The sequence below is a fragment of the Streptomyces griseus subsp. griseus genome (assembly GCF_000720255.1).
Classification (GTDB): Bacteria; Actinomycetota; Actinomycetes; order Streptomycetales; family Streptomycetaceae; genus Streptomyces; species Streptomyces griseus_I.
In genome coordinates this window covers 24656-37962 of sequence record NZ_JOJE01000054.1, presented here as the reverse complement: position 1 = coordinate 37962, position 13307 = coordinate 24656, and the positions used below count along the sequence as shown (strand labels likewise).

12 protein-coding genes and 5 pseudogenes are annotated in these 13307 nt (G+C 70.0%); 9 read left to right on the top strand and 8 right to left on the bottom strand.

Annotated features, from left to right (window positions below):
* Positions 1–134: 134 nt before the first annotated feature.
* Positions 135–773, bottom strand: a complete 639-nt coding sequence (locus IG99_RS39480; protein ID WP_234312112.1) for a PASTA domain-containing protein — start codon at positions 771–773, stop codon at positions 135–137.
* A 409-nt stretch (positions 774–1182) separates the two neighbouring features.
* Between IG99_RS39480 and IG99_RS39475 the strand changes: the two genes are divergently transcribed.
* Both IG99_RS39475 and IG99_RS44560 read left to right on the top strand, forming a co-directional pair.
* Entirely contained in the window at positions 1183–1578 is a 396-nt protein-coding gene (locus tag IG99_RS39475; protein WP_037683058.1) for a DUF6221 family protein, read from the top strand.
* Between the two features lie 406 nt (positions 1579–1984).
* Complete coding sequence (locus IG99_RS44560; protein WP_051866508.1) at positions 1985–2593, top strand: tyrosine-type recombinase/integrase; 609 nt, start codon at positions 1985–1987, stop codon at positions 2591–2593.
* Between the two features lie 478 nt (positions 2594–3071).
* Here IG99_RS44560 and IG99_RS39465 read toward each other — a convergent pair whose 3' ends face one another.
* Positions 3072–3359 carry a hypothetical protein gene (locus tag IG99_RS39465; RefSeq protein WP_037683056.1) on the bottom strand — a complete coding sequence of 96 codons (288 nt, stop codon included), beginning with the start codon at positions 3357–3359 and terminating at the stop codon, positions 3072–3074.
* Positions 3360–3496: 137 nt separating this feature from the next.
* On the opposite strand from IG99_RS39465, the pseudogene IG99_RS39460 reads away from it, so the two are divergent.
* Positions 3497–3712 (top strand): annotated as a pseudogene (locus IG99_RS39460) (Ku protein); the annotation flags it as partial.
* A 103-nt stretch (positions 3713–3815) separates the two neighbouring features.
* Here the strand turns inward: IG99_RS39460 and IG99_RS39455 are convergent.
* Entirely contained in the window at positions 3816–4481 is a 666-nt protein-coding gene (locus IG99_RS39455; protein ID WP_037683052.1) for a TetR/AcrR family transcriptional regulator, read from the bottom strand.
* Between the two features lie 100 nt (positions 4482–4581).
* Here IG99_RS39455 and IG99_RS39450 point away from each other — a divergent pair, with 100 nt between their 5' ends.
* The 3 genes and pseudogenes from IG99_RS39450 to IG99_RS39445 all read left to right on the top strand — a co-directional run bounded on the left by IG99_RS39450 (position 4582) and on the right by IG99_RS39445 (position 6220).
* Entirely contained in the window at positions 4582–5484 is a 903-nt protein-coding gene (locus tag IG99_RS39450; protein ID WP_037683050.1) for an SDR family NAD(P)-dependent oxidoreductase, read from the top strand.
* Positions 5485–5538: 54 nt separating this feature from the next.
* Positions 5539–5649 (top strand): annotated as a pseudogene (locus IG99_RS49870) (IS5/IS1182 family transposase); the annotation flags it as partial.
* A 107-nt stretch (positions 5650–5756) separates the two neighbouring features.
* Positions 5757–6220, top strand: a pseudogene (locus IG99_RS39445) (hypothetical protein).
* A 10-nt stretch (positions 6221–6230) separates the two neighbouring features.
* On the opposite strand, the pseudogene IG99_RS52235 reads toward IG99_RS39445, so the two are convergent.
* The 4 genes and pseudogenes from IG99_RS52235 to IG99_RS39430 all read right to left on the bottom strand — a co-directional run.
* Positions 6231–6404: pseudogene (locus IG99_RS52235) on the bottom strand (transposase); the annotation flags it as partial.
* Between the two features lie 206 nt (positions 6405–6610).
* Positions 6611–7495, bottom strand: a complete 885-nt coding sequence (locus tag IG99_RS50960) for an RICIN domain-containing protein (RefSeq protein ID WP_158973333.1) — start codon at positions 7493–7495, stop codon at positions 6611–6613.
* 598 nt (positions 7496–8093) lie between these two features.
* Positions 8094–8868: pseudogene (locus tag IG99_RS39435) on the bottom strand (enoyl-CoA hydratase).
* 63 nt (positions 8869–8931) lie between these two features.
* Positions 8932–9342: a DUF6281 family protein gene (locus IG99_RS39430; RefSeq protein WP_037683048.1), complete on the bottom strand. Its 411-nt coding sequence runs from the start codon at positions 9340–9342 to the stop codon at positions 8932–8934.
* A 142-nt stretch (positions 9343–9484) separates the two neighbouring features.
* Here IG99_RS39430 and IG99_RS39425 point away from each other — a divergent pair, with 142 nt between their 5' ends.
* The 3 genes from IG99_RS39425 (at position 9485) to IG99_RS39415 (ending at position 12422) form a co-directional block, all read left to right on the top strand.
* On the top strand, positions 9485–10402 hold the full coding sequence (locus IG99_RS39425; RefSeq protein ID WP_037683046.1) for a hypothetical protein: 918 nt from the start codon (positions 9485–9487) through the stop codon (positions 10400–10402).
* Positions 10403–10498: 96 nt separating this feature from the next.
* Positions 10499–11485 (top strand): aldo/keto reductase, encoded by a 987-nt coding sequence (locus IG99_RS39420; RefSeq protein ID WP_037683044.1) that lies wholly within the window; start codon positions 10499–10501, stop codon positions 11483–11485.
* A 127-nt stretch (positions 11486–11612) separates the two neighbouring features.
* Complete coding sequence (locus IG99_RS39415; RefSeq protein ID WP_037683042.1) at positions 11613–12422, top strand: DUF427 domain-containing protein; 810 nt, start codon at positions 11613–11615, stop codon at positions 12420–12422.
* A gap of 3 nt (positions 12423–12425) precedes the next feature.
* Here IG99_RS39415 and IG99_RS39410 read toward each other — a convergent pair whose 3' ends face one another.
* The gene (locus IG99_RS39410) at positions 12426–13133 is read right to left on the bottom strand and encodes a TetR/AcrR family transcriptional regulator (protein WP_037683040.1); all 708 of its coding nucleotides are present in this window, start codon (positions 13131–13133) and stop codon (positions 12426–12428) included.
* Between the last annotated feature and the right edge of the window lie 174 nt (positions 13134–13307).

Genomic DNA, 13307 nt, shown 5'->3' with positions numbered 1-13307 from the left:
CCAGTGCCTCGAAGAACCTCGCCTTCAGCACCTCAAAACCCACGATCCCCGCAACTCCCTGAACTCCAGGGTGTTGCGGGGATCAGTAGAACCGGCCCCCGCTACAGCGGGGGTGTGGGGGCGCTTCGTCGTACCTACGGGCAAGACTCCCCGAACTTGACCGCGGTGAACGTCACTGGCTGGCCGTTGAGCTTCGTCCCGGAGGCCGGCGTCTGGCTGCATACCTGCCAGTTACTCTCCACCAGGACCATCCGGTCCTCGGCCGACGCATCCTTCACTGTGATCGATGTGCTGGAGTCGAGTGCGGCTCGCGCCACCTTCACCGCCTTGCCCTTGAAGTCGGGCATCTTGCCGCTCGTCGCCGCCGGCGGCTTCTCGTCCCGCGCCGGGCAAGTCTCCTCCAGCTTGACCGCCCCGAAGTCGAGCGTCGTATCCGTCGACACTGACTTGCCCGCGGCCGGGTTCTGGTTGCACACCTTCCAGTTCCGGTCGAAGGCCTGCATTCGGTCTCTGCCGAGCGCGTCGTGAGAGGTGAGTCCGTAGAAGCCGAGCTCCTGCGCCTTGTCCTGCGCGGACTGGAGACCCATGCCGACGAAGTTCGGCACGTTCGCCTTTTTGGCGGCAGGTTTGGCGTCAGCCGGCGCGCTGCTGGTCGCCGCGGTTGCCGACGGGCTGGCGACGCCCGACGGCTTGGCGGTGTCCGTGGGCTGGCAGGCCACGATGCCGACCGTGGCGGTGCAGAGCAAGGCAGCAGAGATGATGCGGGTACGCACAGATTCCCCCCGAGTGATGCTGGTACAGGCGGAACACGGTAGACGAGATGTGGACTATGCGTGAACGCCCGTCACCCTGCTGTGGCATGACGACGCTCCAGGAGGCGGGCGACGGAGCTGTCGTAGCGCACAGCCAAAAGGGCGGCTTCGGCAGTCTTGTCCTGGCCGCGAGCGAAGAAGGAGCCGAGGTCGACCGTGGACTTGCATCCGCAGAAGCACTCGCCGGTGGGGTTGAGTCGTTCGCTGGTGTCTTACATGGGGGCAAGGTGGGGCTCCTTGGCCGCCCTTCAAGGCGAGCGACCAAGATTGATCGCCATTGGTGCTGAACGGTGCGCCTGGTAAGCCGAGTTGAGCAAGAGGGGGCTCGATAGCATGCCATATCGTGGGCGAAAAAACGGTACAATCGGGCATGGTTGAAGACCTTGCGAACTGGCTGCGCGCCCAGCTCGACGAGGACGAACGGATTGCGCGGACCGCAACGCTTGGGCCATGGGTGCAGAGCGGCATAGGTGACTACGGCTGGACTGTCGACTTCGGCCGTCCGGGCGCGGGAGTCGAAACTGCCGACACGGAACAGGGGCTCGCTGACGCTGACTTCATCGCCGCACATAATCCGGCGCGGGTGCTGCGCGAGATCGACGCCAAGCGGCAGATCCTTGCCCTGCACCGGCCCTACGTCGCCGAGTCCGGCCAGGCATGTCTCGGCTGTGCTGGAGGTATCGAGTTCGAGCGCTGTCCGGTCGTGCGCCTGCTGGCCCTGCCCTACGCGGGCCGACCCGGCTACCGTGAGGAGTGGCGGCCGTGACCGGCCTCGCCCCGCACCAGACGGCCGCCGCTCCTGCCGTCTACGACGCTGCGACGCTCGCCGTCCTGGCCGCCATGGAAGAGGCAGCCGAGAAGCACCTCGACGCCATCCGCCCCCACAACACCAAACGCGGATACGCCAACGACTGGGCACTCTGGGAGGAGTCCACGACTGGCTCGCCGAACGCACCGGCAGTCGCCTACCATGCACCGCCGTCACCAAGGGCACGCTCGTCGGGTTCGTCGTCTGGCTCGACACCATCAAACTCGCCGCACCCAACAGTATCGACCGCCGCATCACCGGCGTCACCGTCACTGCCCGGAACGAGCACGGCATTGAGGTACCCAAGGCCGCCACCGTCGCCGCCCGGCAGGCACTCAAGCCGCTGAGAAACGACCCCGAGCGCATGGCGCGCGGCCGGGGAAAGGCCGCCGCCGTCACCCCCGAACAACTCCGGCAGATGAACGCCGGCGTCGCCAACGGACTCACCGGACTCCGCGACCGTGCCCTCTGGCTCATGGCCTTCGCCGTAGCCGGACGCTCCGCCGAAGTCGCAGCACTCCGCGCCGACGCCATCGTCCGCGTCAGCCAAGGCCTCGAAGTCCACGTCCCCGCCCTCAAGGGACGCCCGCCCCGGGACTTCGTCGTCCACTACGGCAAGAACCCCGACACCTGCCCCGTCCGCGCCTGGCTCACCTGGCGCGCCGCCGCAGGGATCACGTCGGGGCCCGCCTTCCTGCCCATCACCGTCCACGGCCGCCTTGGCGACCGCGCCCTCTCCCCAGAAGCTGTCCGCAAGATCATCGCACGCAACGCCGAACGCGCCGGCCTCTCCGTCCGGCTCACCGGACACTCGATGCGGGCCGGGTTCATCATCACCAGCCGACGCGCAGGGAAGCGCGAGGAGAAGATCCGCGAGCAGTCCGGGCACGCCGAGAACAGCCCAGCCTTCTGGGGCTACATTCGGGAGGCCGACAAGTGGACCGATGCCGCCTCAGAGGACACCGGCTGGTGAGCACCCGCCCCCGCGACTGCCGAGGAAAGCAGCCCTTGATGACAGTGGGCTGTTGTCGCCTGCCGCTATAGGGATGGCAGCGTCGGTAACAAGGTTGAGCCCGTCTTCGAGACGAGCGCCGGTGGGCTGGAGCATGAGTCGCTGTACAGGTGGCAGTACTCCGAGCTGGAGCCCCAAGCAGGCCAGCCGAGGATCACGGTTTCCTTCGAGATCCTCGCGCCCTCAGCTGCGTAGCTCGGCATCGGAGGCTGGGCCTTCCAGGAGCTTTCTCAGCGAGGGCGTTCTCTGTCCGAGGGGCTCAGCCCCAGGTGGTGTCGCTCATGACGCCTCCTCGCGCGCGGGTGGCGTCACGGCATGCGGAAGGCGACCGTCCTGTCAGGAGGGCGTGCCACACTGGCCGTTGGCCCGCCACGCATCCCCCGTCGTGGCGGGTCGCATTGCGCCCGCCCCTGAGCCCAGGGGCGGGCACCGTCGCGTGTCAGCCGGTCTGGTGTTCTTGCTTCTTCTCTATCCAGAGGTCGCGCACGCTGGTGGTGAGGGTGCCCTCTTGCTGCTCGTAGTGGGAGAGGGCGAGGCCGAGGCCGAAGAAGGTGGGCGCCCATTCGCCGACGAAGATGCCCCAGCGGTCGGCGCGGGCAAGACCGCCGACGGGTTCAGCCTTGAGGCTGGTGACCCAGGTGAAGACGGAAGCGCCGATGCTGCCGAGGGCGGCCATGTAGGCGTGTTCGCTGCGGATGCCCATGTCGTGGAGTCTCTTGATGACCATGACGGCTCCGTTCTGTGGGGGTTCACGGGTCGGTGTGCCCACACATGGATGGCTCTATTCGTGATGTTTGTCGGATATGCCGTTTTATGTGTCGGCTCGTAGGCTGGTGCTGCTCGGGGCTGTTGCGGAGGTCCCTCATGCCCCGAACCATCTGGAACGGCGCCATCAGCTTCGGCCTCGTCACCGTGCCCGTGAACGTCCAGTCGGCGACCGAGAGCCACAGCATCCAGTTCCACCAGTACCACCTGGAGGACATGGGCCGGGTGCGAGTGCGGAAGATCTGCGAACTGGAGGACAGGGAGGTCAGCCAGTCCGAGATCGGCAAGGGCTACCAGCTCACCAAAGACCAGGTCGGCGGTATCCCTCGGACATGACGGACGCGGAGTGGGCCGTGGTCCGGCCGCTGCTGCCGGTGCCGGGATGGATGCTTGGAAGGCTCACAGTGAACGGAAGGGTTCAGTCGCGTGGCAGCACGCCCAGCAGCGTCGAGGTGAAGGAGATCCGCAGAGCGTCACGCAACTCCAGGTTGAACACGCCGAGAGCGGGTTCGTCCGCGTAGGCGGCGAGGACGCTGGGTGGCGGCGGGACGTACGACGACAGGGCGCCCGCCGAGACCAGGATCAGCAGGCAGAACAGCTGTGCGTCCTCGCCGAGCTCGGGCACGTGGCGGCGCAGCAGCTCGGCCATGGCCTCGGTCCTCGTGAGGTAGGACCGCTTGTGCCGCTTGACCACCTCGACCGAGACGTTGTGCTCGAGGACGCCGCCCTGGGCGCCGAAGAGGTCGCACAGCACCACGTGGCCCGCCAGTGACCGGCTGAGGATCTCCGCCAACTGGCCCGCCCGCACCCCCGGCGCCGCGTGCGCCTCGATGCCCGCGGCCAGCTCGTCCGCCAGCTCGGTGAGCCAGCTCTCCAGGAAGACGTCCAGCAGTTCGAGCAGCACCGCCTCGCGTGACTCGAAATATCGCAGGACGTTCGACTTGGCCAGGCCCACCCGGCGGCTGAGCTCGTTGAGGCTCACATCGGCCACGGGCATCTCGTCGAGCATCGCCGCCGCCGTGTCCAGGATCGCCCGGCGGCGGATCTCCCGTTGCTCCTCGCTTCGCGCCCGCTGAAATGTCACGCCCTCAGCATAGCTTAAAGACCGTTGGTCTCTTGACGGGAGACCGCCGGTCTCTTACGCTGGGCCTCGTAACAGACCGATGGTTCTTTAGGAGTGGGCGATGAGTAGCAACTGGACCGAGCAATACATCCCCGATCAGCACGGCCGGGTGGCGATCGTGACCGGCGCCAACACCGGGCTGGGCTTCGAGACCGCCAGGATGCTCGCCGAGCGCGGGGCGGTGGTGGTCCTGGCCGTCCGCGACGTCGAGAAGGGCAAGCAGGCGGCCGCCCGCATCACCGGCGACGTCACCGTCCAGGCCCTCGACCTGACCTCCCTGGACTCGATCCGGTCCGCGGCGGCCGACCTGCGCGCCGCCCACCCGCGCATCGACCTTCTGATCAACAACGCGGGCGTGATGTACACCCCGCGGCAGCTCACCGCCGACGGCTTCGAGCTGCAGTTCGGCACCAACCACCTCGGCCACTTCGCCCTGACCGGCCTGCTGCTGGACCGGCTCCTGCCCGTCCCCGGCTCCCGCGTCGTGACCGTCAGCAGCGTCGGCCACCGCATCCGGGCCGCCATCCACTTCGACGACCTGCAGTGGGAGCGCTCGTACAGCCGCGTCGGCGCCTACGGCCAGTCGAAACTCGCCAACCTGATGTTCACGTACGAACTGCAGCGCCGGCTCGCCCCCCACGGCACCACGGTCGCGGTGGCCGCCCACCCCGGCGTTTCCAACACCGAACTCGTCCGCAACACGCCCGCCGCGCTTCGCATGCCCATCACCTGGCTCGCGCCGCTGCTCACCCAGAAGGCCGAGATGGGCGCCCTGCCCACCCTGCGCGCCGCCACCGACCCCTCGGTCGTCGGCGGCCAGTACTACGGCCCCGGCAACCGGGGGGAGATCCGGGGCTACCCGAAGCTGGTCGCCTCCAGCCGCGACTCCCACGACCGGACCACTCAGCAGCGCCTGTGGACCGTCTCCGAGGAGCTCACGGGGGTGACGTTTCCCGTGAGGTGAAGCGGAGAAGCGGGTCGCTGCGCGGGAGCGCTTCCCCAGGCCCGCCTCGCGCTGCCCGTCGGCTTCGAAAAGACGATCTGCAAGCACAGGAACGAAGTTGAGAGAACGATCAGCGCGCTGAAGAACTCCCGGGCCGTGGCCACGAGATTCGACAAGCGCGCTTAGTAGCTGCGGTCGTTTTCCGAGGGTGGCCTTTTCGCTGGTCAGGCATAGGGCCGGTGAATCGGTGAGAGTGATGGCGTGTTGTGTCGTCGCTCCCCGGGAGGTTGCGGATGCCGTCGGTCGTCGGACTGCTGGAAGAGCACGAGCTCGCTGCTCGTCGTCGGGTCGACGGGTTGCGTGAGGAAGCCGATCGCATCCAGGCTGAGTTGGCCGCGGCCGAGCAGGAATGGCAGGAGTGGGCGATCGCCCGCAGGCGAGTGGGCACGGTCCTGGCTTCGGACGGCGGCAACATCGCTGATGAGAAGGCCGTGCTCGGCCCGCGGGACGCGGACGCTCGCCCGGGGCCCAGGCAGGCGGCGAAACCGAGGCCCTGGCGGACCGACACCAGCTCCATCAAGGGCCGCTGAGCTGCCAGGAGTTGGCCATCTTGTTCGGCCTGGACGCGGTGCCGGCCAAGGTGCAGGCGCTGCGGTCGAAGGCGAAACGCCTGGTCGCGCGGGGCTGGTTGGCCGACCGGCAGCCGGGCCGGTTCACCCTCGCCCAGGGTGCGGCCGGGCAAGGCGGCGCGTCATGAGCAGGGTCATCTGCCCGCCCCGGCCGCGCATCCATCCCGGCACCGGCAGTAGCGGCCGGACCACGGCCCACTCCGCGTCCGTCATGTCCGAGGGATACCGCCGAACACGTTCCGGGTGATCGGCTGCGTTTCCGAGCCGGTGAGCGACACAATCACACGTCGGCGCAGCCGAGTTGAACTCCACCGGCGCGAGCACGTACAACTGCGGCAACAGGGTCAGGTCAGCGGCTTCTCGCCGCCGCCGATCAGCAACGCGAGTCATTGCGTCTGACTTGCCCGCCGGGGGCCCGGCAGCCTTGGTCCCGGACAGGGCTGCCTTCAGCCTTCAGCCATCAACAGCGGCCGTTCTTCACGAACGGCCGCTGCGTTGTCCCGGGGGCCCTGCGACGGTCAGACCTTGCTCCAGCGCTGGTTGGCGGCCCCGGTGCAGGTCCAGAGCTGGAGCTTGGTGCCGTTGGCGGTGGCGCCTGCGGTGACGTCCAGGCACAGGCCGGACTGCACGCCCTGGATGCTGCCGTCCGCCTTGAAGATCCATTGCTGGTTGGCGGAACCGCTGCAGGTGTAGATGATCACCTTCGTGCCGGGTGTGGTTCCGGCGCCGCTGGCGTCCAGGCACTTGCCCAGGACGGTCAGGGTCTTGCTGGAGGTCGGCGTCCACTTCTGGTTCGTACCCCCACCGCAGTCCCAGATGTCGATCTGGGTGCCGTTGGTGGTGCTGCCGCCCGGGTCGTCCATGCAGCGGTTGGACGCGGCGCTGACCAGGCTGCCGGCGGCGGTCAGACCGATCGACACCGAGCCGAGGGTACGGGCCTGGGTGGCGGGGGTGCCCGTCACTGGGGTCACCGTGCGTCCGCCGACGGGGTCGGAGACCTGCTGGACGAGGTACGAGCGGCCGTTCACGGCGGGGACGGCGATCTGGGCGGCGGAGGTCGAGGCGACCACGACGGTGCTCTCGTCGTTGCCGTCGACGACCTGGACCAGCTGCGCGGTCTGCGCGGAAGCCGGATCGGCGCCGGTGACATCGACGACCAGCTCGTCCTTGTCCGCGCGGGTGTAGATGGTGGCGGTCATGCCGCCCCCGGACTCGACCAGTGTCCCGTCGTAGAGGTCCAGGTGGGCGGAGAAGTCGGGAGCGCCGGTGAGTGCGGCCAGCCCCGGTATGGTCAGCCAGCCCGGCGACTTGCGCTGCGGAAAGGTGTCGGAGCGGTTGAGCTGCGCGGTGAACCCACCGGCCGCCCAGACCGCGGCGCCCAGCGTCCCGTTGCCGAGCGGCATGAACTGCGACTGGACCGTGTTGGGGCCGGCCAGGACCACGTTCGAGCGGCGGACCAGGTTCGGGGTGTCGACCTGGAACGCCCCTGCCTGCCAGGCGGTCGTCGCCGTCGCCGCTTGGGCGGAAGGGGCGGGGACGACAGGGACAGTGCCGCGGTCAGCGCGGCGCCGAGGGCGGCGCCCAGCGCTGCCGTTCTTCGGTTACGGGACATCTACGTGATCACTTCCTCGTGAAGCACGACCCGAGTGCGGAGCGCTCGCTAGGGGACTGGGGGTGGGAGTCGGCGACGGGCCGGTGAGGGTTCCTAGAGCTCCGATGACTCAAGTCTGCATTTCGCCTGGTCCACGTGGAACTGCCAGGAGAACTGCTTGTGGGTCAACGTAACCAGGAAGGCTTCACGGTCAGCCCCTTCGAGCTCTCCGGGTGACTGCGCAATGCAAAATGATTCATCGGATGTCTCGCGCTCGTGGGAGCGTACGGTCGGATCGCGCCCAGGGCAAGAGGAAGAGACGGCCGACTTTGCTGGGCGATGAGCCGCGGCTCCCGGCCCCGGACGAACTCGGTCAGCGTGGGTGAACGGGCTCCACGGCGACACCGGGCTCAGCGTCGGCCGCGGGCCCGTGCGATCGCCTCCTTGAAGGCCGGCTGGTGCAGCGAGCGCACCTGGCGTTCGAACTCGGTGTCGATCACACGGGTGACGTCGGGTTCGGCGCCGCTCTCCAGCAGGGTCTGCTTGATCGTGCGCAGCAGGGCCGGGTCCGTGCCGGCGGCTCGCGCGGCCAGGGTGACGGCCTCCTCGACCAGGTCGGCGCCGGGGACACAGCGCAGGGCCAGCCCGGACTCGGCGGCCTCCGGTCCCTTCATGGGCTGGGCGAGCAGGAGCATGGCGGTGGCCCGCTGGTGGCCGACCGCACGGGTGAGCATCCAGGTGTGGCCGCCGCCGGGGTGCAGCCCGAGCCGGGCGAACCGGCAGTCGAACACCGCCTCGTCGGCGGCCAGCCGGATGTCGCAGGCCAGGGCGAGATTGAAACCCGCCCCGACCGCGGGCCCGTTGACCGCGGCGATGGTCGGCAGCCGGCACGCGGCGACGGCCAGGAAACCCTCGTACACCTCGCGCAGCCGGTGTTCCTCGCCCTCCGCCGCCGCCAGCAGGTTGTCCAGCTCCGCTCCGGCGCAGAAGGCCGGGCCCGCCCCCCGTGAGCACGATCGCGTTGACCGTGTCGTCCCGCTCGCACGCCTCGACGGCGTCGACCAAATCCCCCACCAGGCGCGGCGACAGCACGTTGCGGCGGTCGGGGTCGTCCAGGCGGAGGACCGCCACCGTGTCCCGGGTCTCCCGGTGGACGAGCGGCTGGGACGACTGTGGCTCGGGCATGGTGTGCCTTTCTCTCGACGGGCGGTCCATGACGAGATCATGCCTCGTCGCCCGCCCGCCGCGTCAGGAGCCGTCGATCAGCTTCCGCACCTCGGGAGGCAGCGTCCGGCCGGAGCCGACGACGAGGAAGAGCGTCTCGTCGGGCGTGTCCCCCACGGCGATGGCGACGGAGGGGTCGAGACCTTTCACCGCGTATGCGGTCGAGGAGCTGACGAAGGCATCGTCGTCGTCGTTCGGGGTGTCGTCGCAGGGCGGCGACGTCACGGTGCCGAGTCTCTCTCCGCTCTCGTAGTCGACGTTGGCCACGTGGCCGTACGTACGGCCCTTGTAGTCCCTGAGGAATGCACAGGATCCGGCGCTCTCGCCGCCGCCGTCGAGCGCGGTGCAGGCGGCGACGGACACCATGACAGCGGCCACCGCGAGCAGTACCGGCGTCGCCGCCCGACGGCGGCCGGCCCGGGATGTGGTCTTCATCGGCAGGAATCTCCCTCTCGTCGTGGTCCGTGCGGACCTACGACGCGGAGGCCGCCGTGTTCGTTCGAACGTCGTGCGGGGTTGGTGCGTCACAGGAGCGGAACGGCACCGCATCCTTGCCGCGTCAGATTCTGGGGGAATCATGCGCACGCGCACCGCACGTATCGTCCACGTCATCGTCGCCGTCGCCCTGTTCGCCGCGGGAACGGGTTGCGGCGGCGAGAAGACCGTCGACGGCCGCGTCCCCCGGGCGCGGGAGGTCGAGCAGGACCCGAAGGCGGCGGCCCGCGCCCGCCAGGTCGCCGACGCGTGGGACGGCTCCGCGGCCGCCGAGGCGTGGCGCACCGGCTTCCACCCGATGGGGGACGCGGTCGAACTGCCTGAGGACGCGTTCCGGACCGAGGCCGACAAGGAGGTGTACGCGACGCAGAACTTCGTCCTGCGCGGCACCCTGCCCGCCACCCCGCGTAAGGACGGCCTGGTGAAGTGGGCGAGCGGAGGCTCGCTGGCGCTCCCCCTGTGGGAAGCGCGGAAGGCCTACGAGAGCGTGGCGCGGGGGCGCAACGACGGGCCGCGCCTCACCGTGACCCGCGCGAGGCTCGGCGAGATGACGCTGGCGACCAACCGGGGCCCCGCCACCGTCCCGGCCTGGCTGTTCACCCTGGAGGGTTACGACACCCCGCTCAAGCGGGTCGCCTTGAGCCCGTCGAAGCCGCCCCGGGCGCCGATCCGGCCGGCCCCGGAGACGCGTGACTACCAGATGGGGCCGTTGGGCGGACTGGTCCGGGTGGCCGGCAAGGGCCGGTCCGTCACCGTCATGGCCGAGCACGGCGCCTGCGACGACGGCCCCGCCGTGCACGTGCTGGAGACAGCCGGCAGCGTGGTGCTGTCCGCCTCGATCCTCGGCACCGACGACGGCCCCTGCACCACGCAGGCGATCGGCGAGAAGGTGACGGTCACGCTGAAGCGGCCCCTGGGCGACCGTGTCCTCCTCGACGCCTGCACGGGCCGGCCGGTGCCGTACCAGCAGCGGTTCGGTGCGTCGCCGAGCCCGCGTTGAGCGAAGTCGCCGCGAACGTACTTGACTTGAAGCGCACTTCAAGCTGAAGACTCCCGTTCGAGCCGGGAAGTACCGGCCCGAACGGGAGGACCCGCCATGAAGTACCGCACCATAGGCACCGACCCCGCGACCCGCCGCGAGGTGAGCGTGCTCGCGCTCGGCGCGATGCTGTTCGGCTCGCGGACGGACGAGAAGACGTCGTTCGCCGTGCTGGATCGCTACGTCGAGGCGGGCGGCACCTTCATCGACACGTCCGACAACTACGCGTTCTGGGAGGACGGAAGCCAGGGCGGGCAGAGCGAGGAACTGCTCGGCCGGTGGCGGCGCAGCCGCGGGGTCGGTGACGAGATCTTCATCGCCACCAAGCTCGGTGCCCGGCCGCTCGCCCCCGGCACCGGCTACGTCGACAACCCCGAGGGACTGTCCGCCAAGGTGATCCGCGAGGCGGCCGAGCGCAGCCGTGAACGGCTCGGGGTGGAGAAGCTGGACCTGCTGTACGCGCACATAGAGGACCGCACCGTCCCCGTCCAGGAGACCGTGGAGGGCTTCGCGGCGCTGGTCGCGGAGGGCACGGTCGGCCTCCTCGGCGTGAGCAACCACGCCGTCTGGCGTGTGGAGCGCGCCCGCGCCCTCGCGGCGGCGGCCGGCCTGCCCGGCTACGAGGTGCTCCAGTACCAGCACAGCCATCTGCGCCCCCGCACCGACGTGCCCAGCGACCTCTTCCCCGACGGCAGCCTCGGTGGGGCCGGCGCGGAGCTGCTGAGCTACCTGCGCGCCGAACCCGGGCTGACCCTGGTCGCCTACTCTCCGCTGCTCACGGGTGCGTACGTGCGCTCCGACAAGCCGCTGCCGCCCGACTACGACCACCCGGGCACCCCGGTCCGGCTCGCCGCGCTGCGTGACGTGGCCCGTGAGACCGGAGCGACCGTCAACCAGGTGGTGCTCGCCTGGCTGCTGGGCGGCCACCTGCCCGTCATCCCGCTGGCCGGTGCGTCCTCCGTGGCCCAGCTGGAGGAGAACCTGGCCGCCGTCGATCTGGAACTGACGGAGGATCAGCGGGCCCGGCTGGACGCGGCGCACTGAGCGGACGGGGCGGCGGCAGCCTCGGCGCGCGAGGTGCGGGGGAGTGGCAGGGTGGAGGGGTAGCGGAGGACCGGTGACAGGGGCTGGCACCCGAGGTCCTCCCCTCGCCCGGGAAGGAGCACCGGCCATGAACGCACTGCCCGCCGCCCGGCCCCTCCGCACCACCCCGGAGGGCCTCGTCTGGGAGCCCAGTCACCGCTGGGTGCGAGGGCGCAAGGGTGACGTCACCGTCGTCGACAGCAGGCGCCCCCTCCTGGTGTGGGAGCCGGCCCTGCCCGTGCCGCAGTACGCGTTCCCCCGCGCGGACGTCCGCACGGACCTGCTGCGCCCGGCGGGCCGGCCCCGGCCCGGCACCCACACCGGCTCCACGGTCTTCTACGACCTCGAGGTGGACGGCGAGACCGTGACGAACGCGGCCTGGACGTTCCCCGCCGACGACCTGGCCGGTCACATCGCCTTCGAGTGGTTCCGGCGCGGGTCGCTCGACCACTGGTACGAGGAAGAGGAGGAGATCTTCATCCACCCCCGAGACCCGTACAAACGGGTCGACGCGCTGCCGAGCAGCCGGCACGTCCGGGTGGAGATCGACGGCACGGTCGTCGCCGACACGCACCGTCCCGTGCTGCTCTTCGAGACCTCCCTGCCCACCCGCTACTACATCCCGCGCGAGGACGTCCGCCTCGACCTGTTCGAACCCACCGACCACAGCACCGGCTGCCCGTACAAGGGCACCGCCCGGTACTGGTCCTGGAGCGGCGGGGTGGACGTCCCGCCCAACGTCGTCTGGACCTACCCGGCCCCGCTGCCCGCCGTGGCCGTCATCGAGGGGCGGCTCGCCTTCTACAACGAGGTGGTCGACATCGTCGTGGACGGCGAACGCCAGGAGCGTCCGGTCACTCCGTTCAGCGCCGTGCTCAAGGCGCGAGGCGTTTCCTGACCTCTACGCGAACCGGTCGAGCAGCGCGTCCAGCCCGGCCGCCAGGCCCTCCGGTCCGCCGGGTTCGACGAGGGCCGGGGCGGTCGACCGGAGTGTGGGGAGTTCCTGCGCGGACATGCGGTGCAGGCCGAGCCGGAAGGCGGGGTCGGTCTCGTCGGGGTTGTCCACCAGGGGGCGCAGCTCCACCGACACATAGCCGAGGAGCCACGCGGTGTACGCACGGAACGCGGCGGAGGTGCGGGCCTCGTCCAGGCCGGCCTCCGTCAGCAGGGTGAGCACCCGCTCGTGGTCGCGCAGCACGGCGGGCGGACGCTGGGCGAGGGGGACGGCGAGCATACGGGTGGCCAGCAGCGGCACGACCCGGGGGTGGCCGAGGCAGACCCGGTAGGTGGCCAGGGCGATCCGGTGCAACTCCGCGCGCCAGTCCGATTCGGCGGCCGAGTCCTGTGCGGGGGCGAGGTGGGCCTCGAGCTCCAGATAGAGGGCTTCGACCAGTCCGTCCAGGAGCGCGTCCTTGCCCGGGGCGTAGCGGTACAGGGCCATGGCCTCCACGCCTAGCTCGGCTCCCAGGCGGCGCATGCTCAGCGCGGAGAGGCCCTCGCGGTCGACCAGGTCCAGGGCCGCGGCAAGGACCCGCTCCCGGTTGAGCCGGCCGTACCGCCCGCGGTCGCTGGCGCGCCGCGCCGGGCCGCTCCCGGGCTCTCTCGCCATGAACCTCGCCTCCTTGCCACCTGTAGTCGCGGGCGGTTTGCACCGTAAACATACGTCATCGGCGCAGTGCGAGGAGCTGATGCGGGCCGGGCGGGAATGCCCCGTGTTGACCTCGGGCGCCATGGGGCCGAATATGTACGTATACGACGTAAACATCCCAGGGCGCACCCCGCG

Excerpts from the sequence above, each read along its gene's own strand:
- IG99_RS39475 (WP_037683058.1), top strand. The coding sequence starts at position 1,183 with ATGGTTGAAGACCTTGCGAACTGGCTGCGCGCCCAGCTCGACGAGGAC.
- IG99_RS44560 (WP_051866508.1), top strand. The coding sequence starts at position 1,985 with ATGGCGCGCGGCCGGGGAAAGGCCGCCGCCGTCACCCCCGAACAACTC.
- IG99_RS39465 (WP_037683056.1), bottom strand. The coding sequence starts at position 3,359 with ATGGTCATCAAGAGACTCCACGACATGGGCATCCGCAGCGAACACGCC.
- IG99_RS39450 (WP_037683050.1), top strand. The coding sequence starts at position 4,582 with ATGAGTAGCAACTGGACCGAGCAATACATCCCCGATCAGCACGGCCGG.
- IG99_RS50960 (WP_158973333.1), bottom strand. The coding sequence starts at position 7,495 with ATGCCGCTCGGCAACGGGACGCTGGGCGCCGCGGTCTGGGCGGCCGGT.
- IG99_RS39430 (WP_037683048.1), bottom strand. The coding sequence starts at position 9,342 with ATGAAGACCACATCCCGGGCCGGCCGCCGTCGGGCGGCGACGCCGGTA.
- IG99_RS39425 (WP_037683046.1), top strand. The coding sequence starts at position 9,485 with ATGCGCACGCGCACCGCACGTATCGTCCACGTCATCGTCGCCGTCGCC.
- IG99_RS39420 (WP_037683044.1), top strand. The coding sequence starts at position 10,499 with ATGAAGTACCGCACCATAGGCACCGACCCCGCGACCCGCCGCGAGGTG.
- IG99_RS39415 (WP_037683042.1), top strand. The coding sequence starts at position 11,613 with ATGAACGCACTGCCCGCCGCCCGGCCCCTCCGCACCACCCCGGAGGGC.
- IG99_RS39410 (WP_037683040.1), bottom strand. The coding sequence starts at position 13,133 with ATGGCGAGAGAGCCCGGGAGCGGCCCGGCGCGGCGCGCCAGCGACCGC.